Annotated in this window: 15 protein-coding genes; 9 read left to right on the top strand and 6 right to left on the bottom strand. The window is 60.6% G+C overall.

Annotated features, from left to right (window positions below):
• Positions 1 to 63: 63 nt before the first annotated feature.
• Positions 64 to 1,458 carry a class II fumarate hydratase gene (locus J5M73_RS03965; RefSeq protein WP_102860835.1) on the bottom strand — a complete coding sequence of 465 codons (1,395 nt, stop codon included), beginning with the start codon at positions 1,456 to 1,458 and terminating at the stop codon, positions 64 to 66.
• Positions 1,459 to 1,651: 193 nt separating this feature from the next.
• Here J5M73_RS03965 and J5M73_RS03960 point away from each other — a divergent pair, with 193 nt between their 5' ends.
• From J5M73_RS03960 to J5M73_RS03930, 7 genes are all read left to right on the top strand, one after another.
• The gene (locus J5M73_RS03960; RefSeq protein WP_102860836.1) at positions 1,652 to 2,167 is read left to right on the top strand and encodes a DUF2059 domain-containing protein; all 516 of its coding nucleotides are present in this window, start codon (positions 1,652 to 1,654) and stop codon (positions 2,165 to 2,167) included.
• Positions 2,168 to 2,179: 12 nt separating this feature from the next.
• The gene (locus J5M73_RS03955) at positions 2,180 to 2,479 is read left to right on the top strand and encodes a BolA family protein (protein ID WP_102860837.1); all 300 of its coding nucleotides are present in this window, start codon (positions 2,180 to 2,182) and stop codon (positions 2,477 to 2,479) included.
• A gap of 104 nt (positions 2,480 to 2,583) precedes the next feature.
• Positions 2,584 to 3,525 carry a rhodanese-related sulfurtransferase gene (locus tag J5M73_RS03950; RefSeq protein WP_102860838.1) on the top strand — a complete coding sequence of 314 codons (942 nt, stop codon included), beginning with the start codon at positions 2,584 to 2,586 and terminating at the stop codon, positions 3,523 to 3,525.
• Positions 3,526 to 3,561: 36 nt separating this feature from the next.
• A complete protein-coding gene (locus J5M73_RS03945) occupies positions 3,562 to 4,164 on the top strand; it encodes a DsbA family protein (protein ID WP_170003873.1) in 603 nt (200 codons plus the stop codon).
• Positions 4,157 to 5,977 (top strand): ABC transporter ATP-binding protein, encoded by a 1,821-nt coding sequence (locus J5M73_RS03940; RefSeq protein ID WP_102860840.1) that lies wholly within the window; start codon positions 4,157 to 4,159, stop codon positions 5,975 to 5,977. The genes J5M73_RS03945 and J5M73_RS03940 overlap by 8 nt, the downstream gene beginning before the upstream one ends.
• A gap of 207 nt (positions 5,978 to 6,184) precedes the next feature.
• A complete protein-coding gene (locus tag J5M73_RS03935; protein ID WP_102860841.1) occupies positions 6,185 to 8,644 on the top strand; it encodes an EAL domain-containing protein in 2,460 nt (819 codons plus the stop codon).
• Between the two features lie 44 nt (positions 8,645 to 8,688).
• Positions 8,689 to 9,474 (top strand): iron-containing redox enzyme family protein, encoded by a 786-nt coding sequence (locus tag J5M73_RS03930; RefSeq protein WP_102860842.1) that lies wholly within the window; start codon positions 8,689 to 8,691, stop codon positions 9,472 to 9,474.
• A 100-nt stretch (positions 9,475 to 9,574) separates the two neighbouring features.
• Here J5M73_RS03930 and J5M73_RS03925 read toward each other — a convergent pair whose 3' ends face one another.
• The 5 genes from J5M73_RS03925 to J5M73_RS03905 form a co-directional block, all read right to left on the bottom strand.
• Positions 9,575 to 10,501, bottom strand: coding sequence for a GGDEF domain-containing protein (locus J5M73_RS03925; RefSeq protein ID WP_102860843.1), 927 nt, complete (start codon positions 10,499 to 10,501; stop codon positions 9,575 to 9,577).
• A gap of 368 nt (positions 10,502 to 10,869) precedes the next feature.
• Positions 10,870 to 11,610, bottom strand: a complete 741-nt coding sequence (locus tag J5M73_RS03920; protein WP_102860844.1) for a YciK family oxidoreductase — start codon at positions 11,608 to 11,610, stop codon at positions 10,870 to 10,872.
• Positions 11,611 to 11,667: 57 nt separating this feature from the next.
• Positions 11,668 to 12,339 carry an N-acetylmuramic acid 6-phosphate phosphatase MupP gene (gene mupP / locus J5M73_RS03915; RefSeq protein ID WP_102860845.1) on the bottom strand — a complete coding sequence of 224 codons (672 nt, stop codon included), beginning with the start codon at positions 12,337 to 12,339 and terminating at the stop codon, positions 11,668 to 11,670.
• Between the two features lie 3 nt (positions 12,340 to 12,342).
• Positions 12,343 to 13,041, bottom strand: a complete 699-nt coding sequence (ubiG, locus tag J5M73_RS03910; RefSeq protein ID WP_016964097.1) for a bifunctional 2-polyprenyl-6-hydroxyphenol methylase/3-demethylubiquinol 3-O-methyltransferase UbiG — start codon at positions 13,039 to 13,041, stop codon at positions 12,343 to 12,345.
• Positions 13,042 to 13,103: 62 nt separating this feature from the next.
• On the bottom strand, positions 13,104 to 14,435 hold the full coding sequence (locus J5M73_RS03905; protein WP_102860846.1) for a TRZ/ATZ family hydrolase: 1,332 nt from the start codon (positions 14,433 to 14,435) through the stop codon (positions 13,104 to 13,106).
• A 108-nt stretch (positions 14,436 to 14,543) separates the two neighbouring features.
• Here J5M73_RS03905 and mtnA point away from each other — a divergent pair, with 108 nt between their 5' ends.
• Together mtnA and gyrA are read left to right on the top strand one after the other, a co-directional pair.
• Positions 14,544 to 15,620: an S-methyl-5-thioribose-1-phosphate isomerase gene (gene mtnA / locus J5M73_RS03900; RefSeq protein WP_102860847.1), complete on the top strand. Its 1,077-nt coding sequence runs from the start codon at positions 14,544 to 14,546 to the stop codon at positions 15,618 to 15,620.
• Between the two features lie 353 nt (positions 15,621 to 15,973).
• Positions 15,974 to 18,643 (top strand): DNA gyrase subunit A, encoded by a 2,670-nt coding sequence (gyrA, locus tag J5M73_RS03895; RefSeq protein WP_102860848.1) that lies wholly within the window; start codon positions 15,974 to 15,976, stop codon positions 18,641 to 18,643.
• Positions 18,644 to 18,677 lie beyond the last annotated feature (34 nt).

The raw sequence follows: 18,677 nt of genomic DNA, 5'->3' as shown, positions 1-18,677 counted from the left end.
GCAAGCCAGCTCCTACAGAAGTGTGGCGGTAGGAGCTGGCTTGCCAGCGAAAAAGACGCTGCGCTAACCCTGCTTTCCAGCCTCCAGCATGTTTTCCGGTCGCACCCAGGCATCGAACTGCTCATCCGTCAGGTACCCCAGGGCCAACGCCGCTTCCCTGAGGGTCAGGTTCTCGGCATAGGCCTTCTTGGCGATTTCGGCGGACTTGTCGTAGCCGATGTGGGGATTGAGCGCGGTCACCAGCATCAGGCCTCGTTCCAGGTGCTCGGCCATCTGTTGGGGATCGGGCTCCAGCCCGGCGATGCAGTGCTGCTGGAAGTTGCTGCAGCCATCGGCCAGCAGGCGGATCGATTGCAGCAGGTTGTGAATGATCACCGGCTTGAACACGTTCAGTTGCAGATGGCCCTGGCTGGCGGCAAAGCCGATTGCCACGTCGTTGCCCATCACCTGGCAAGCCAGCATCGATAGGGCTTCGCATTGGGTTGGGTTGACCTTGCCGGGCATGATCGAGCTGCCCGGCTCGTTGGCCGGCAGCTTGACCTCCGCCAGTCCCGCTCGCGGGCCAGAGCCCAGCAGGCGCAGGTCGTTGGCGATTTTCATCAGGCACACGGCGAGGGTTTTCAGCGCGCCGGACAGCGTGGTCAGCGGCTCGTGGCCGGCCAGGGCGGCGAATTTGTTGGGGGCGGTGACGAAGGGCAGGCCGGAAAGGGCGGCCAGTTCGGCGGCGATGGCTTCACCAAAACCGTGGGGCGAGTTCAGTCCGGTGCCCACGGCAGTACCGCCCTGGGCCAGCTCGCACACCGCAGGCAAGGCGCTGCGGATGGCTCGTTCGGCGTATCCCAGTTGGGCGATAAAGGCAGAGATTTCCTGGCCAAAGGTGATCGGGGTGGCATCCATCATGTGGGTGCGGCCGGTTTTCACCAGCTTCATGTGCCGGGCCGACAGCTCGGCCAGGCCACCGGACAGTTCGCTGATCGCTGGCAGCAACTGGAACTGCACGGCCTGGGCTGCTGCGATGTGCATGGCGGTCGGGAAGCAGTCGTTGGAACTTTGCGAGCGGTTGACGTGATCGTTGGGGTGTACCGGGGACTTGCCGCCGCGTGGGTTGCCCGCCAGTTCGTTGGCCCGGCCGGCCAGCACCTCATTGACGTTCATGTTGCTCTGGGTGCCGCTGCCGGTCTGCCACACCACCAGGGGGAACTGGTCGTCATGCTCGCCGGCCAGTACTTCGTCGGCGGCCTGTTCGATCAGCCGGGCAATGTCGGCGGGCAGGTCGCCATTGCGATTGTTGACTCGGGCGGCGGCTTTCTTGATCAGGGCCAGGGCATGCAGCACGGATAGAGGCATGCGCTCGTTGCCGATGGCGAAATTGACCAGCGAACGTTGGGTCTGTGCGCCCCAATAGGCTTGTTCCGGGACTTCAACCTGGCCCAGGCTGTCGGTTTCGATTCGATTCATCGTGGCATTCCTCCAAGTCTGACTGGCCAGTTTAGGCCCTGATCTGCGGCTCGGGTTCCGTGGAAGGGGTTTTCCGCCCGCCGCCCGGGCAAAACCAGGGGGCGCCAGGGGGTGGGGTTGAGGGACGCGGATTAATAGGCGCAGAATGGGCGCCCTTGGGGTTCTACCTCGCCTGCTAGATAAAGGAAACTCGATGACCCGTTTTCGTGCCATCTGTACCGCGGTTGTTCTGGTGTGTGCCAGCGGCCAGGTTCTTGCCGATACCGCCAGCCACAACGCCAGTGCCGAGGCCTTCCTGACCCTGGCCCATGCGGACAAGCTCGGTACGCCGGTGTACATGCAAGTCCAGCAAATGTTTGCCCAGCGTTTTGAGCAGACCAAAGCCCCGGAATCCAAACGCGCCCTGCTGGAAACCTACCAGGCCAAGGCCAACGCGGCCCTGGACCAGGCCATTGGCTGGAACAAGCTGAAGCCGGACATGGTCAAGCTCTACACCAGCAACTTCAGCGAGTCAGAGCTCAAGGAACTGGTAGCGTTCTACCGGTCGCCACTGGGCAAGAAAGTCCTGGAAAAAATGCCTCAGCTGACTCAGCAATCGGCGCAGATGACCCAGGCCAAGCTGGAAAGCGCGGTACCGGTGGTGAATAAGCTGCTGGCCGACATGACCGCCGAGCTCGAGCCTAAGGCTGCTCCGGCGAAGAAGAAGTAAGCGGAGCCTGCAATGACCATGCAACAACGTATCGAAACGGCGCTCGGGGCCTTGCAGCCCGAGCACCTGCAAGTGCTGGATGAAAGCCACATGCACAGCCGTGGCCTGGAAACTCACTTCAAGGCGGTACTGGTCAGCGAGCAGTTCGCCGGCCTCAACAGCGTCAAGCGTCATCAGAAGGTCTACGCCACCCTGGGTGAGCTGATGGGCCAGTTCCATGCGTTGGCGCTGCATACTTACACACCCGAGGAATGGTCGAAGATCGGTGTGGCTCCGGCTTCGCCGACCTGCGCCGGAGGCAGTAAGCATTAATCGCGGTTTTTTTGATAGAATCCGCAACGCGCCGCTTATGCCGGCGCGTTTTTTTTTGCATCCGGTTCACCCTTTACGAGGGTAGCCACCTGGAGAGATTTCCCATGACACAACCCATTGTCGTGGCGGCACTGTACAAGTTCGTCACCCTCGAAGATTACGTCAGCCTGCGCGAGCCCCTGCTGCAGGCCATGCTCGACAACGGCATCAAGGGCACCCTGCTGATCGCCGAAGAAGGCATCAATGGCACGGTATCTGGCAGTCGTGAAGGCATCGACGGGCTGCTGGCCTGGCTGAAGAACGATCCACGCATGGTGGATATCGATCACAAAGAGTCGTATTGCGACGAGCAGCCGTTCTATCGCACCAAGGTCAAGCTCAAGAAAGAGATCGTCACCCTGGGTGTGCCCGGCGTGGACCCCAACAAGAAGGTCGGTACTTACGTCGAGCCTCAGGACTGGAACGCCCTGATCAGCGATCCCGAAGTGCTGCTGATCGACACCCGTAACGACTACGAAGTGTCCATCGGCACCTTCGAAGGCGCCATCGACCCCAAGACCACCAGCTTCCGCGAGTTTCCGGACTACATCAAAGCCCACTTCGACCCGAGCAAGCACAAGAAAGTGGCGATGTTCTGCACCGGTGGCATCCGTTGCGAGAAGGCGTCGAGCTACATGCTCAGTGAAGGCTTCGACGAGGTGTTCCACCTCAAGGGCGGGATCCTCAAGTACCTCGAAGAGGTACCGCAGCAAGAGAGCAAATGGCAGGGCGACTGCTTTGTATTCGATAACCGGGTCACTGTGCGCCACGACCTGAGCGAAGGCGACTACGATCAATGTCATGCCTGCCGTACTCCGGTGAGCGTCGAGGATCGGGCTTCCAAGCACTATGTGCCGGGCATCAGTTGCCCTCATTGCTGGGACAAGCTGAGCGAGAAGACTCGCCGCAGCGCCATCGATCGGCAGAAACAGATTGAGTTGGCCAAGGCCCGCAACTTGCCGCACCCGATTGGTTACAACTACAAGCAATCACCTTCCGAGGCTTGAGCCATGTCTGCCCGCCTGCTCTATGTGATGGACCCGATGTGTTCATGGTGCTGGGGCTTTGCGCCCGTGGCCCAGGCCCTGGCGGAGCAGGCCCAGGCCGCCGGAGTCGAGTTGCATCTGGTGGTGGGCGGCTTGCGCACCGGCAGCGGGGCGGCACTGGAGCCCAATACCCGGCGCTACATCCTTGAACACTGGCAGGCGGTGCATCAGGCCACCGGCCAGCCGTTCACCTTCGAGGGTGCCTTGCCCGATGGCTTTGTCTATGACACCGAGCCGGCTTGTCGCGCCATCGTCACTGCTCGCAGCCTGGCTCCGGACTGTGCCTGGAAACTGTTGGGGTTGATCCAGCGGGCGTTCTATGTCGAAGGCCGCGATGTCACCCTGGCCAGTGTGCTGGTGGAGTTGGCGGAGCAGGCCGGGGTTCCTCGGATCGAGTTCGCCGAAGCCTTCGATCGCGCCGAGCAGCATGCCGCCACGGCGGCGGATTTTACTTGGGTCCAGGACCTGGGGATCGCCGGATTTCCCACCTTGCTGGCGGAACGCAACGGCCAGTTGGCCTTGCTGACCAACGGCTATCAGCCGCTGAGCGAGTTGTCGCCGTTGCTGGGACGCTGGTTGGAGCGCGCCGCCTGTGCCTGATTCAGTCGATTCAAGCCCCACCGGTAAAACCGTAGATCGTTTGAGCTGGGGGGAAATCCGTCGCCTGGCCCTGCAACATAGAAAGTCGCTGTGGATTGCCAATGGGGTGGCCGTGCTGGCGACGCTGTGCAGTGTGCCGATTCCGCTGTTGCTGCCGTTGCTGGTGGACGAGGTGCTGCTGGGCCATGGCGATGGCGCATTGCAAGTGATGAACCGCCTATTGCCCGATGGCTGGCAAACTGCGGCGGGCTATATCGGGTTGATGCTGTTGATCACCCTGATCCTGCGTTGCTCCGCCCTGGTGTTCAACGTGGTCCAGGCGCGGCTGTTTGCCGGTTTGGCCAAGGACATCGTCTATCGGATCCGCGTGCGCCTGATCGAACGGCTCAAGCGCATTTCCCTGGGGGAGTACGAAAGCCTGGGGGGAGGCACGGTCACTACGCATCTGGTCACCGACCTGGACACGGTGGACAAGTTTGTCGGTGAAACCCTGAGCCGATTCCTGGTGGCCATGCTGACCCTGGTGGGTACGGCCGGCATTCTGATGTGGATGCACTGGAAGCTGGCGCTGCTGATTCTGCTGTTCAACCCGTTGGTGATTTTTGCCACGGTGCAACTGGGCAAGCGGGTCAAGCACCTGAAGAAGCTCGAAAATGACAGCACTTCGCGTTTCACCCAGGCCCTGACCGAGACCCTGGAGGCGATCCAGGAGGTCCGCGCCAGCAACCGCCAGGGCTACTTTCTTGGACGCTTGGGCCAGCGTGCCGAGGAGGTTCGGGACTACGCCGTGGCCTCGCAGTGGAAAAGCGACGCCTCGGGCCGGGCCAGTGGTTTGCTGTTCCAGTTCGGTATCGACATTTTTCGTGCGGCGGCGATGCTCACAGTGCTGTTCTCCGACCTGTCCATCGGCCAGATGCTGGCGGTGTTCAGCTACCTGTGGTTCATGATCGGCCCGGTGGAGCAGTTGCTGAACCTGCAATACGCCTATTACGCCGCGGGCGGGGCCCTGACCCGGATCAACGAGTTGCTGGCGCGGGCCGATGAGCCGCAGTACAGCGGTGGCGTGGATCCGTTCCAGGGGCGCGAAACCGTCGGCATCGAGGTCCGCGGCCTGAGCTTCGGCTACGGCGATGAGCGGGTGCTGGACAACATGAATCTGTCGATTGCGCCTGGTGAAAAGGTGGCTATTGTCGGTGCCAGTGGTGGGGGCAAGAGTACCCTGGTGCAGCTGTTGCTGGGGCTGTATACGCCGCAGACCGGGGTGATCCGCTTTGGCGGTGCCACTCAGCAGGAAATCGGCCTGGAAACGGTACGGGATCACGTCGCCGTGGTGCTGCAGCATCCTGCCTTGTTCAACGATACGATTCGCGCCAACCTGACCATGGGCCGTGAGCGCAGTGATAGCGCTTGCTGGCAGGCCCTGGAAATTGCACAGCTCGAACCCACCGTCAGGGCGCTGCCCCAGGGCCTGGACAGTGTGGTCGGGCGCTCAGGTGTGCGTCTTTCCGGTGGGCAACGCCAGCGCCTGGCTATTGCGCGGATGGTACTGGCCGAACCCAAGGTGGTGATTCTTGATGAAGCCACGTCCGCTCTGGACGCAGCCACCGAGTACAACCTGCATCAAGCCTTGACGCGTTTTCTGCGTGGGCGGACTACGCTGATCATTGCTCATCGCCTGTCGGCGGTTAAACAGGCTGACCGGGTTTTGGTGTTCGATGGCGGGCAGATCGCCGAAGATGGCGACCATCAGCAGCTGATTGCTGATGGCGGCCTTTATGCCAAGCTATACGGGCATTTGCAGCAGGTTCGATAGTCTTGAGTTTTGTCCGGGTTTCTGTGTTTAGTGCTTGAATTTCCTGGTGGAATAACCGCTTCGGCTTGAGAGAGCGGCCGTTTCCCCGTGAAGGTTCGCCCCGGACGCTGCCCAGCCTGCGTCGGAGCTATGGAAATTCGCCTAATCTGTGCTGTCTGAGTCGGGACTACTGGGTGTTCATTTGGCAGTGCGCAAGCAAGGACCCTCATGAAGCAAAAGCGGACTTTCGCAACGCCGCGGTTGTTGGGCATCGTCTGGCCCTTTATCGCCGTGGTGTTATTTCAAGCGCTGTTGGGCGGCCTCAGCCTGTATGTCCTGTCGGCAGTGCGTGGCTATGTTGCCGGTGAGAGCTTGTGGTCCAAAGGCCAGAAAGACGCCATCTACTACCTCAATCTGTACGCCGACAGCCGTGACGAAGGCACCTTCCTCAAGTACCAGAACGCCATAGCCGTACCCCAGGGCGGGCATGAGTTGCGGGTGGCCCTGGATAGCCAGCCGCCGGATCTTGAGGCGGCGCGCCTGGGGATTCTCAAGGGCGGCAATCACCCGGATGACGTTCCTAGCCTGATCTGGCTGTACCTCAACTTCCGCCATTTCAGCTATCTGGAAAAGGCCATCGATTTGTGGACCGTGGGCGACGGCTACCTGCTGCAGCTCGATACGGTAGCCCGAGAGATGCACAAGGGGATCGGCAGCAACAGTGCCAGCGAAGCCGACGTGCAACGTTGGAAGAGTCAGATCTTTGCTATCAACGATGGAGTCACGCCGGCGGCCAAGGCCTTCAGCGATGCCTTGGGGGAAGGCTCGCGGGTGATCCTGCGCCTCTTGCTGGTGACCAACCTGGCCACAGCGCTGATCCTGATTGCCCTGGCCTTGCTGCGTACCCACAAGCTGCTGGCCCAGCGGCATGCCTTTGCCGACGCGTTGCAACTGGAGAAGGAGCGCGCGCAGATCACCTTGCAGTCCATTGGTGACGGGGTGATCACCACGGATGTCGAGGGCGCTATTGCCTACATGAACCCGGCGGCGGAAGAACTGACTCGCTGGAAGGCCGAGCAAGCGGTGGGGTTGCCCCTGGCGGCGTTGTTCAATCTCTTGGACGAAAACGCCCAGGCCGACGGCTTCACTCTGATCGAACACATCCTCAGTGGCCAGCTCAGTGGCGGCAGCGAGCATTCCAAGCTGATCCAGCGCCTGGATGGCAGTACGGTGTCGGTGACCCTGGTGGGTGCGCCGATCCGCAATGCCGGGAAGGTCAGTGGCACGGTACTGGTGTTGCACGATATGACCCAGGAGCGGCAGTACATCGCCAATCTGTCCTGGCAGGCGACCCACGATGCCTTGACCGGCCTGGCCAATCGCCGGGAGTTCGAATTCCGCCTGGAGCAGGCGTTGCACGGCTTGATCCGCCAGCCCGCCAGGCATGCGCTGATGTTTCTGGACCTGGACCAGTTCAAGCTGGTCAACGACACCTGTGGCCATGCGGCTGGGGATGAGTTGCTGCGGCACATCTGCGCGTTGCTGCAGTCGGGGCTGCGCGAAGGTGACACCCTGGCGCGATTGGGCGGGGACGAGTTCGGGATTCTTCTGGAGAACTGCTCGCCGGAGGCGGCGGAGAAGATTGCCGAAGGGCTGCGTCAGACTGTGCAGAACCTGCATTTCGTCTGGAAGGGCCGGCCATTCGTGACCACCGTGAGCATTGGGCTGGTGCATATCGCCCAGACTCCCACCACGCTTGAGGCGTCGTTGCGGGCAGCGGATATGGCCTGTTACATGGCAAAGGAGAAAGGTCGCAATCGGGTGCAGGTCTATCATGCCGACGATTCAGAACTGTCCCTGCGATTTGGCGAGATGGCCTGGGTTCAGCGGCTGCACATGGCCCTCGAGGAAAACCGCTTCTGCCTCTATTCCCAGGAAATCACCGCCCTAGGTCGTACCGAGCATGATGGTGGGCACATCGAGATTCTTCTGCGCCTGCACGACGAGGCCGGCCGGATGATCCTGCCGGACAGCTTCATTCCGGCGGCGGAGCGTTACGGCCTGATGACCTCTCTGGACCGCTGGGTGGTACAGAACGTATTCAAGATCATCGCCCAGTGCATTGCCGAGGGCCGGGAAGGACCAATGGCGATGTGTGCGATCAATCTGTCGGGTACCACCATTGGCGACGACGAGTTTCTCGACTTCCTGCGAGAGCAGTTCGTGGTCTATGGCGTACCGCCGAAGATGATCTGTTTTGAAATTACTGAAACCAGTGCAATTGCCAATTTGGGCAGTGCGATCCGTTTTATAAATGAACTCAAGGGTTTGGGCTGCCATTTTTCCCTGGATGACTTTTGTGCGGGAATGTCGTCGTTCGCTTATCTCAAACATTTGCCTGTAGACTTCCTCAAGATCGATGGAAGTTTCGTAAAGGATATGCTGGACGACCCGATTAACCGCGCCATGGTCGAGGTGATCAACCACATCGGGCATGTCATGGGTAAGCGCACGATTGCCGAGTTTGTTGAAACACCGCAGATCGAGCAGGCCCTGCTTGAGATCGGCGTGGATTATGCTCAAGGCTACATTGTTGAACGTCCGCAATTGTTCACCTGTGACAGCTTGCAGTGTCGACCCGTGCGGCCACAGCCGCTGTTGTTCAAGGCGCCCGGCACGTTCCGTTGAAACCTCTTTTGGATCCGCATATCACAATCAAAAGGAGCCCGACAGTGATCGACACATTCAACCGAACCGGCCCGCTCATGGAAGCTGCCAGCTACCCCGCCTGGACTCAGCAATTGATCCGGGACTGCAGCGAGAGCAAGCGCCGTGTTGTGGAGCATGAGCTGTATCAGCGCATGCGTGACAACAAACTCAGTGCCAAAGTCATGCGTCAGTACCTGATCGGCGGCTGGCCTGTGGTTGAACAGTTCGCCTTGTATATGGCGCAGAACCTGACCAAGACCCGTTTTGCCCGTCACCCTGGCGAAGACATGGCGCGTCGCTGGCTGATGCGCAACATTCGGGTCGAACTCAATCATGCCGATTACTGGGTGCATTGGAGTCGGGCCCATGGTGTGACCCTGGAGGATTTGCAAGCTCAGCAAGTGCCACCGGAGCTGCATGCCTTGAGTCACTGGTGCTGGCACACCAGTTCGGCGGATTCGCTGATCGTGGCGATCGCTGCAACCAACTACGCCATTGAAGGGGCGACGGGCGAATGGTCGGCCCTGGTCTGTTCCAGCGGCGTCTATGCCGCTGCGTTCCCGGAAGAAGACCGCAAGCGCGCCATGAAGTGGCTGAAGATGCATGCCCAGTACGATGATGCTCATCCCTGGGAAGCCCTGGAAATTATCGTCACGCTGGCGGGTTTGAATCCGAGCAAGGCCCTGCAAGTTGAGCTGCGCCAGGCCATCTGCAAGAGCTATGACTATATGTACCTGTTCCTGGAGCGCTGCATGCAGCAGGAAAAAACCACAGTGACTCGCGAGCGCCTAGCGCTGGCTGAAGGGTAAGTCGGGCGGGGGCTTTACGGGCAGGTCGATTGTCATGGGCAAGGGTTGCCTGAGGCAGTGGAGTTGCCCGTGATTGATATACAAGTGCGAGGCCTGCTACCTAGCCCGCCATTGCCAGCCGATTGCGTCCTTCCCGCTTGGCCACGTACAGCGCGCTATCGGCGCGGCGCAACAGGCTCTCTGCGGACTCACCCGGCAACAGGGTCGAACAGCCCAGGCTGACGGTGAGTTCGATCAGTTTGCCGTCAGCCTGGTATTCCTGGGCTTGGGCGGCATTTCTCAGCCGTTCGCCCACCATCGCCGCTGCGTCGCGCCCGGTGTTGGAGAGCAGGATCAGGAATTCTTCCCCGCCAAAGCGAAAGACCATGTCCACATTGCGCAGTTGCCCCTTGATCGAGGCGGCAACGGCCTTGAGCACTTCGTCGCCAGTGCTGTGGCCGTAGCTGTCGTTGATGCGCTTGAAGTGGTCGATGTCCAGCATCAGCAGTGACAGTGGGAGTGAGTGGCGGCGAGCCATCTCGATTTCCCGTTGCAGGGTTTGGTCCATGGCAATCCGGTTGCCGGTATCGGTCAACGGATCGCGCAGGGCGCTGCGGGTTGCGGCGCGATACAGCAAAGCGTTGCGCATCGGGTACAGCAGGGTTGAGAGCAACGACTCCAGGTAACCCTGTTCGGTCTCGCTGAAGCGTTGGCTGCGGCGGAACACCAGCTCGCCCATGGACTCGCCTTCGTGGCTCAGGTTGTAGCTGATGGAGTGGTGACCGCGCTGGCCGAACTCCAGGCGCAGGTCGCTGAGTGGGTGCTGGTAATGGAGGGCGTCGAGGGGGACCAGGCGTTGCACTTCGCGAAAGAACAGGCCGAGGATGCGTTGCGGCTCAAGGCTGGTTTGCAGTTGCAGTCCCAGTTGTTGGCGCAATTGTCCGAGGCTGACGGGCTGTTTGATCAGCGGTGTCTGTTGGCCAAAGCCCAGGCGTTGCAATTTGGCGCTATCGAAGTCAATTGCGTTGGTCTGGGTCGGTGTTTTCATTTGAGCTTGAGCCCCCTGAGCACTAATTACGGTGTTTCTGCCTGGGTGAGAGCGGCTCTGAGCTGCGCGTCATACTGTTCCTTCAGTCCCGTAGGACAATCGCGCACATTTTAGGCCGCTTCGCCTTTGGCTATAAAGCCCTCGGCACAAGCCGTTTCCCGCAGCGTCAATGCACCGTGGGTTGAGTGTTGTTAGAGCGAAACTCGTGCCATTCGGTTCATACGAATAAAACTTGTTTGAATTCAAATGGTTGGTGAGTGTGCGGGAGCACGACTTACCTTGGCTGACATTTGTTTGGCTTGAAACCCGTGGGGGATTGGGCTTGCCAAGGCGTCGCGACAGTATTCTGTCGCGACGAACGGAGAGGGTTACTGTGCGTTGAAAGCCTGGCCGTTGATTCCGGTGCTGTCCGGGCCCATCAGATACAGGTAGACCGGCATGATCTCTTCCGGTGTCGGGTTGTTGCTGGGGTTCTCGCCCGGATAAGCCTGGGCACGCATGCTGGTACGGGTGGCGCCCGGGTTGATGCTGTTGGCACGGACTGGCGCCACAGTGTCCAGCTCATCGGCCAGGGTCTGCATCAGACCCTCAGTGGCGAACTTGGACACGCCGTAGGCGCCCCAATAGGCCCGACCCTTGCGGCCGACGCTGCTGGAGGTGAACACCACCGAAGCATCCTGGGACAGTTTGAGCAGGGGCAGCAGGGTGCTGGTCAGCATGAACATGGCGTTGACGTTGACTTGCATCACTCGCATGAAGTTTTCCCCCGACAGCTGCTCCAGCGGCGTGCGAGGGCCAATGATCGAGGCATTGTGCAGCAGGCCGTCGAGGTGGCCGAACTCGGTCTCGATCATCGCTGCCAGTTCGTCGTACTGGTGCGGCAGGGCGGTTTCCAGGTTGAACGGAATCACTACTGGCTGGGGGTGGCCAGCCGCTTCGATGGCGTCGTAGACCTCGGTCAGGTTGGCTTCGGTCTTGCCCAGCAAGAGTACAGTGGCGCCGTGGGCGGCAAAGGTCTTGGCGGCGGCGGCGCCGATGCCACGCCCGGCGCCGGTGATCAGAATGACCCGGTCCTTGAGCAGTTCAGGGCGAGCGGAATAATCAAACATAAAAGGCCTCAACAGAAATTCGATCGTCTCCGGCGCTTAGCCGGGAATTGCTGCCGCTTAGCAGCTGCACAATGCGTTATCCAGAACCTGGCGCAGCTCCAGCGGATGGTTGACCACCACGTCGGCACCCCAGTGCCGGGGATTATCGTCCGGATGGATGTAGCCATAGGTCACAGCGGCGGTCTTGGTGCCGGCGTCGCGGCCGGATTCGATATCCCGCAGATCGTCGCCGACGAACAGGACGCTGGAAGGGTCCAGGTCGAGCATCTTGCACGCCAGGATCAGCGGCTCCGGATCGGGCTTGCTGTTCTTGACGTGGTCAGGGCAGATCAGTAGCGCCGAGCGCTCGGCCAGCCCCAGTTGCTGCATGATCGGCTCGGCGAAGCGCAGTGGCTTGTTGGTGACCACGCCCCAGATCAGATTGGCTTTTTCGATATCGGCCAGTAGCTCCGCCATGCCGTCGAAGAGCTTGCTGTGCACGGCGCAATGCTTGAGGTAGCGCTCGAGGAATTCCAGGCGTAACTCCTCGAATCCCGGGGATTCCGGGTCCATGGAAAACGTCACGGCTACCATGGCCTTGGCGCCGCCCGAAACTTCGTCGCGGATATGTTGGTCGGCAATCGGCGGCAGGCCGCGATCACGGCGCATGCCCTGGCAGACTGCGATGAAGTCGGGCGCGGTGTCGAGCAGGGTGCCATCCATATCGAAAAGAACGGCTCTGATGGCCATGTCTCACTCCTCTCGCAGGGTCTGGATCATGTAGTTGACGTCAACGTCCGCTGCCAGTTTGTAGTGCTTGGTCAGGGGGTTGTAGGTCAGGCCGATGATGTCCTTGACGGTCAGGCCGGCGGAGCGGCTCCAGGCGCCGAGTTCCGAAGGACGGATGAACTTCTTGAAATCATGGGTGCCGCGAGGCAGCAGTTTCATGATGTATTCCGCACCGATGATGGCGAACAGGTAAGCCTTGGGGTTGCGGTTGATGGTGGAGAAGAATACTTGGCCGCCGGGCTTGACCATGCGGAAGCAGGCGCGAATCACCGATGAAGGGTCAGGGACGTGCTCAAGCATTTCCAGGCAGGTGACCACGTCGAACTGCTCAGGCATCTCCTCGGCCAGGGCTTCGGCGGTGATCTGCCGGTATTCGACATTGACGCCGGATTCCAGCTGGTGCAACTGGGCGACCGCCAGAGGTGCCTCACCCATGTCGATCCCGGTCACGGTGGCACCGCGCTGAGCCATGGCCTCGCTGAGGATGCCGCCGCCACAGCCGACGTCGAGGACTTTCTTGCCGGCCAGGCCGACCCGTTCGTCGATCCAGTTGACCCGAAGCGGGTTGATGTCGTGCAGGGGCTTGAATTCGCTTTCGCGGTCCCACCAGCGATGGGCCAGGGCTTCGAATTTGGCGATTTCAGCGTGGTCGACGTTGCTCATGGGTGATACTCCAAAGCTAAGAAATTCTCTGTTGGGCCTCGAGCGTCCGCTCAAGGTCCGGGTTATTGGGGGTGGCCGCTGATGCGCTGGCCCCAGTTGCGGGCGGTGGCGCTCAGCTGTTGTTCGTCCTGGCGAGTCAGGCGCCGGTCATCCAGCAGTTGCTTGCCGGCGACCCACAGGTGTTTCACGCAGTCCCGGCCAGTGGCGTAGATCAGTTGCGACACGGGGTCGTAAATCGGTTGCTGGGCCAGACCGGACAGGTCGAAGGCCACCATGTCTGCGGCCTTGCCGATTTCCAGAGAGCCCACTTCGCTTTCCAGCCCCATGGCTCTGGCGCCATTAAGGGTGGCCATGCGCAGGGCGCGATGGGCATCCAGGGCGGTTGCCGAACCTGCCACGGCCTTGGCCAGTAGTGCGGCGGTACGAGTTTCCCCCAGCAGGTCCAGATCGTTGTTGCTGGCCGCGCCGTCGGTGCCCACCGCGACGTTGACCCCGGCCTGCCACAGGCGCTCTACCGGGCAAAAGCCGCTGGCCAGTTTCAAGTTGGATTCCGGGCAATGAATGACGCTGGTGTTGGTTTCTACCAGTAAAGCCAGGTCGTCATCGCTGATTTGGGTCATATGAACCGCCTGGAAGCGCGGCCCCAGGAGGCCCAATCGAGCCAGGCGCGCCAGTGGGCGCTCGCCACGCTGCTCCAGGGATTGCTGCACTTCGAACGCGGTTTCATGCACATGCATGTGGATCGAGGCGTCGAGTTCTTCGGCGATCACCCGGATCTTTTCCAGATTCTCATCGCCTACGGTATAGGGCGCATGGGGGCCGAAGGTGATCTTGATCCTTGGGTGGTGCTTGAGATCACCAAACAGTTCGACGCCCTGACGAATGGCTTCGTCGGCGTCGTGGGCTCCAGGAATGGGGAAGTCGAGGATCGGTATGGCGAGTTGGGCGCGTATGCCGCTGTTGTGAACGCGCTCGCTGGCAACCTTCGGAAAGAAGTACATGTCAGAGAAGCAGGTGATGCCGCCTTTGATCTGCTCGGCGATGGCCAGGTCGGTACCGTCACGGACGAAGGCTTCATCCACCCACTTGGCTTCGGCGGGCCAGATATGCTTTTCCAGCCAAGTCATCAGTGGCAAGTCGTCGGCCAGGCTGCGAAACAGCGTCATGGCTGCGTGCCCGTGGGCATTGACCAGTCCCGGGCTGAGCAGCATGCCGGGCAGTTCGCGAACTTCGGTGGCGCGAAGCTTCAATGCCTCGGCTCGCGGGCCGATGAACAGAATGCGCCCGTCGCGGATGCCCAGGCCGTGTTCCTTGAGGACGACGCCGGCTGGCTCCACTGGCACCAACCAGGTCGGTAACAGCAGCAGGTCGGGCGCAGTCTCACGGTTCGGCATCGAATATCGGTCCAGGGCTTCATATAAAGGATGGCGAAGTATACCCGAGCGTCTTGGCGGGGGGATCGCTATAATCCGCGGCTTTTGTTCATGAGTACGGGGTGAGGGATGCGCGATCGTCTGTTGGCTGCGGAGAAGGTCAAGGCCATTGATTGGCGGGATAACACTCTGTACCTGCTCGATCAGCGGAACCTGCCCTTCGAGGAGACCTGGGTTGCCTGCGACAGCGCGGCCAGGGTCGCCGAGGCGATTCGTTCAATGGTGGTGCGCGGCGCTCCAGCCATTGGCATCAGCGCAGCTTATGGTCTGGTCCTGGCGGCTCGTGCGCGCTTTGCCGTAGGCGGCGATTGGTTGGCCGCTCTGGAGGCGGATTTTGCCCTGTTGGCGGAGTCTCGCCCGACCGGTGGCAATCTGTTCTGGGCCTTGAATCGCATGCGCGAGCGTCTGGATCGGGTCAAGGATCAGGCTGAGCCGCTGGCGGCGCTGGAAGCCGAAGCCATGTCGATCCATGAGAGTGATCGTGAGGCCAACCTGACCATGGCTCAGCTGGGCGTGGATTTGATTCGTCGGCATCAGGGCAATCCCCAGGCCTTGTTGACTCATTGCAATACAGGCGCTCTTGCGACCGGTGGCTTCGGCACGGCTCTGGGGGTGATTCGTGCGGCTTGGCTGGAAGGCATGGTGGAGCGAGTTCATGTCGATGAAACTCGGCCCTGGCTCCAAGGGTCGCGCCTCACAGCCTGGGAGTTGGCCAGTGATGGCATTCCTGTGACCTTGAACGCCGACGCTGCCGCCGCCCACATCATGAAGACCAAAGGTGTGACCTGGGTCGTTGTCGGTGCTGACCGAATCGCCGCCAATGGTGATGTGGCGAACAAGATCGGCACCTATCAGCTGGCGGTCAATGCCATGCATCACGGCGTGCGCTTCATGGTGGTGGCCTCCAGTTCGACCATCGACATGAATCTGGCCAGTGGGGACGACATTCCCATCGAGGAGCGCGACGCCGCAGAGTTGCTGGAGCTCGCTGGCAGGCGGGTGGGGGCGGATGTGGAGGTCTTCAATCCGGTGTTCGATGTGACGCCCGCGGACCTGATCGACGCCATCGTCACCGAAAAGGGCGTCGTCGAACGTCCGGATGCAGCAAAGATGGCGCAATTGATGTGCCGTAAGCGCTTGCATTGATGTTCGGCCTCGAAGGTTGCTGTCTATGACTTCCGAGGTGGGCCGCCGAGTCGGAAAAAACACATAAATGTGTGCGAATTTGGCCTCTGAGCCTCTCTCGTCTCTTATCAGGCTGTCATCGGTCAACTAACTATGCTCCATGCGCGTCAGGGGGATAGGTGCGTGGCGGCGATTGTGATAACATCCGGCGGTTTCCAAGGCGGTCCGATGCGACTGCCTTCACTGCGCAAATCCATGGCATAACTTGTTGATTTGTCGTAAGTCGGTGCATGGCACTAGGCCTGCAGCGGCGAGCTTCGTTCGTCCCATATGGATGTGACGAAGTTTCACCAGAAAAAGGAATCAGGCTTCTCATGGGCGAACTGGCCAAAGAAATCCTCCCGGTCAATATCGAAGACGAGCTGAAACAGTCCTACCTCGACTACGCGATGAGCGTAATCGTCGGGCGGGCACTGCCTGATGCGCGCGATGGCTTGAAGCCCGTGCACCGGCGTGTGCTGTACGCAATGAGCGAGCTCGGTAACGACTGGAACAAGCCGTACAAGAAATCTGCCCGTGTTGTCGGTGACGTGATCGGTAAGTATCACCCGCACGGTGATACCGCGGTGTACGACACCATCGTTCGTATGGCCCAGCCATTCTCCCTGCGCTACCTGCTGGTAGACGGCCAGGGTAACTTCGGTTCGGTCGACGGCGACAACGCGGCGGCCATGCGATACACCGAAGTGCGCATGACCAAGCTGGCGCACGAGCTGCTGGCCGACCTGCACAAGGAAACCGTGGACTGGGTGCCGAACTACGACGGCACCGAGATGATCCCGGCGGTCATGCCGACCAAGATCCCCAACCTGCTGGTCAACGGTTCCAGCGGTATTGCCGTGGGCATGGCGACCAACATTCCGCCGCACAACCTCGGTGAAGTCATCGACGGTTGCCTGGCGCTGATCGACAATCCCGAGCTGACTGTCGACGAGCTGATGCAGTACATCCCCGGCCCGGACTTTCCGACCGCAGCGATCATCAACGGTCGCGAAGGCATCATCGAGGCCTATCGCACCGGCCGTGGCCGCATCTACATGCGTGCCCGCTCGATCATCGAAGACATCGACAAGGTGGGTGGCCGCCAGCAGATCGTCATCACCGAGCTGCCTTACCAGCTGAACAAGGCCCGCCTGATCGAGAAGATCGCCGAGCTGGTGAAAGAGAAGAAACTCGAAGGCATCACCGAACTGCGCGATGAGTCCGACAAGGACGGTATGCGCGTGGTCATCGAGCTGCGTCGCGGCGAAGTACCCGAGGTGATCCTCAACAACCTCTACGCCCAGACCCAGTTGCAAGCCGTGTTCGGCATCAACATCGTGGCGCTGATCGATGGCCGTCCGCGGATCCTCAACCTCAAGGATCTGCTGGAAGCCTTCGTTCGTCACCGTCGCGAAGTGGTGACCCGTCGTACCGTGTTCGAGCTGCGCAAGGCGCGTGAGCGCGGTCACATCCTTGAAGGCCAGGCTGTTGCCCTGTCCAACATCGACCCGGTCATTGCCCTGATCAAGGCCTCGCCAACACCGTCGGAAGCCAAGGAAGCGCTGATCAGCACGCCATGGGAATCCAGCGCGGTGATGACCATGGTCGAGCGTGCCGGCGCGGACTCCTGCCGTCCGGAAAACCTCGATCCGCAATACGGTTTGCGCGATGGCAAGTACTTCCTGTCCCCGGAGCAGGCGCAAGCCATTCTGGAGCTGCGTCTGCACCGCCTGACCGGTCTTGAGCACGAAAAACTGCTGGCCGAGTACCAGGAGATCCTCAACCAGATCGGCGAGCTGATCCGCATCCTCAACAGCGCCACGCGCCTGATGGAAGTGATCCGCGAAGAGCTGGAAGTGATCCGTGCCGAATACGGCGATGTGCGTCGTACCGAGATCCTCGATGCACGTCTCGATCTGACCCTGGGCGACATGATTCCGGAAGAAGAGCGCGTGGTGACCATTTCCCACGGCGGCTATGCCAAGACCCAGCCCCTGGCTGCGTACCAGGCTCAGCGTCGTGGCGGTAAAGGTAAATCCGCTACTGGCGTCAAGGATGAGGACTACATTGCTCACCTGCTGGTAGCCAACAGTCACACCACGCTGCTGCTGTTCTCCAGCAAGGGCAAGGTGTACTGGCTCAAGACTTACGAAATTCCTGAAGCATCCCGCGCTGCTCGTGGCCGTCCGCTGGTGAACCTGCTGCCGCTGGACGATGGCGAGTACATCACCACCATGCTGCCGGTAGAGGAATACACCGAAGGTCACTACATCTTCATGGCCACCGCCAACGGCACCGTGAAGAAGACCCCGCTGGAATCCTTCAGCCGTCAGCGTAGCGTCGGTTTGATCGCCCTGGAGCTGGACGAAGGCGACGTGCTGATCAGCGCTGCGATTACCGATGGCGAGCGTGAAGTCATGCTGTTCTCCGATGGTGGCAAGGTGACTCGCTTCAAGGAGTCCGACGTGCGTGCCATGGGCCGTACCGCTCGTGGTGTACGCGGTATGCGTTTGGCCGAAGGCCAGAAGCTGATCTCCATGCTGATTCCGGAAGAGGGCAGCCAGATTCTCACCGCCTCCGAGCGTGGTTTCGGCAAGCGCACGGCCATCAGCGAGTTCCCAGAGTACAAGCGTGGCGGTCAGGGCGTTATCGCCATGGTCAGCAACGAGCGTAACGGCCGCCTGGTAGGCGCGGTCCAGGTGCTGGACGGAGAGGAGATCATGCTGATTTCCGATCAGGGCACCCTGGTTCGTACCCGTGTCGACGAAGTGTCGAGCCTGGGTCGTAACACTCAGGGCGTGACCCTGATCAAGCTGGCCAGCGATGAAACCCTGGTAGGCCTGGAGCGGGTGCAGGAGCCATCGGAGATCGAAGGCGAAGAGTACGAAGGTGAAGAGGGCGCTGAATTCGAGGGTACCGTGCTGGATACGGTAGCCGAGCCGGATGATGCAACCGATGGCCAACAGGCAGACGCCGCAGGCGAAGAAGAGTCGAAAGACTAAATAAATCGTAGCAGGGCAGAGTGTTTGCTCTGTC

The sequence above is a fragment of the Pseudomonas sp. 50_B genome (assembly GCF_017491625.1).
GTDB lineage: Bacteria > Pseudomonadota > Gammaproteobacteria > Pseudomonadales > Pseudomonadaceae > Aquipseudomonas > Aquipseudomonas danubii.
This window is presented reverse-complemented; position numbering and strand designations above follow the sequence as displayed.

Bases quoted from the DNA above. Each gene is read 5' to 3' on its own strand.
- J5M73_RS03965 (WP_102860835.1), bottom strand. From the start codon at position 1,458: ATGAATCGAATCGAAACCGACAGCCTGGGCCAGGTTGAAGTCCCGGAA.
- J5M73_RS03960 (WP_102860836.1), top strand. From the start codon at position 1,652: ATGACCCGTTTTCGTGCCATCTGTACCGCGGTTGTTCTGGTGTGTGCC.
- J5M73_RS03955 (WP_102860837.1), top strand. From the start codon at position 2,180: ATGACCATGCAACAACGTATCGAAACGGCGCTCGGGGCCTTGCAGCCC.
- J5M73_RS03950 (WP_102860838.1), top strand. From the start codon at position 2,584: ATGACACAACCCATTGTCGTGGCGGCACTGTACAAGTTCGTCACCCTC.
- J5M73_RS03945 (WP_170003873.1), top strand. From the start codon at position 3,562: ATGTGTTCATGGTGCTGGGGCTTTGCGCCCGTGGCCCAGGCCCTGGCG.
- J5M73_RS03935 (WP_102860841.1), top strand. From the start codon at position 6,185: ATGAAGCAAAAGCGGACTTTCGCAACGCCGCGGTTGTTGGGCATCGTC.
- J5M73_RS03925 (WP_102860843.1), bottom strand. From the start codon at position 10,501: ATGAAAACACCGACCCAGACCAACGCAATTGACTTCGATAGCGCCAAA.
- J5M73_RS03920 (WP_102860844.1), bottom strand. From the start codon at position 11,610: ATGTTTGATTATTCCGCTCGCCCTGAACTGCTCAAGGACCGGGTCATT.
- mupP (WP_102860845.1), bottom strand. From the start codon at position 12,339: ATGGCCATCAGAGCCGTTCTTTTCGATATGGATGGCACCCTGCTCGAC.
- ubiG (WP_016964097.1), bottom strand. From the start codon at position 13,041: ATGAGCAACGTCGACCACGCTGAAATCGCCAAATTCGAAGCCCTGGCC.
- J5M73_RS03905 (WP_102860846.1), bottom strand. From the start codon at position 14,435: ATGCCGAACCGTGAGACTGCGCCCGACCTGCTGCTGTTACCGACCTGG.
- mtnA (WP_102860847.1), top strand. From the start codon at position 14,544: ATGCGCGATCGTCTGTTGGCTGCGGAGAAGGTCAAGGCCATTGATTGG.
- gyrA (WP_102860848.1), top strand. From the start codon at position 15,974: ATGGGCGAACTGGCCAAAGAAATCCTCCCGGTCAATATCGAAGACGAG.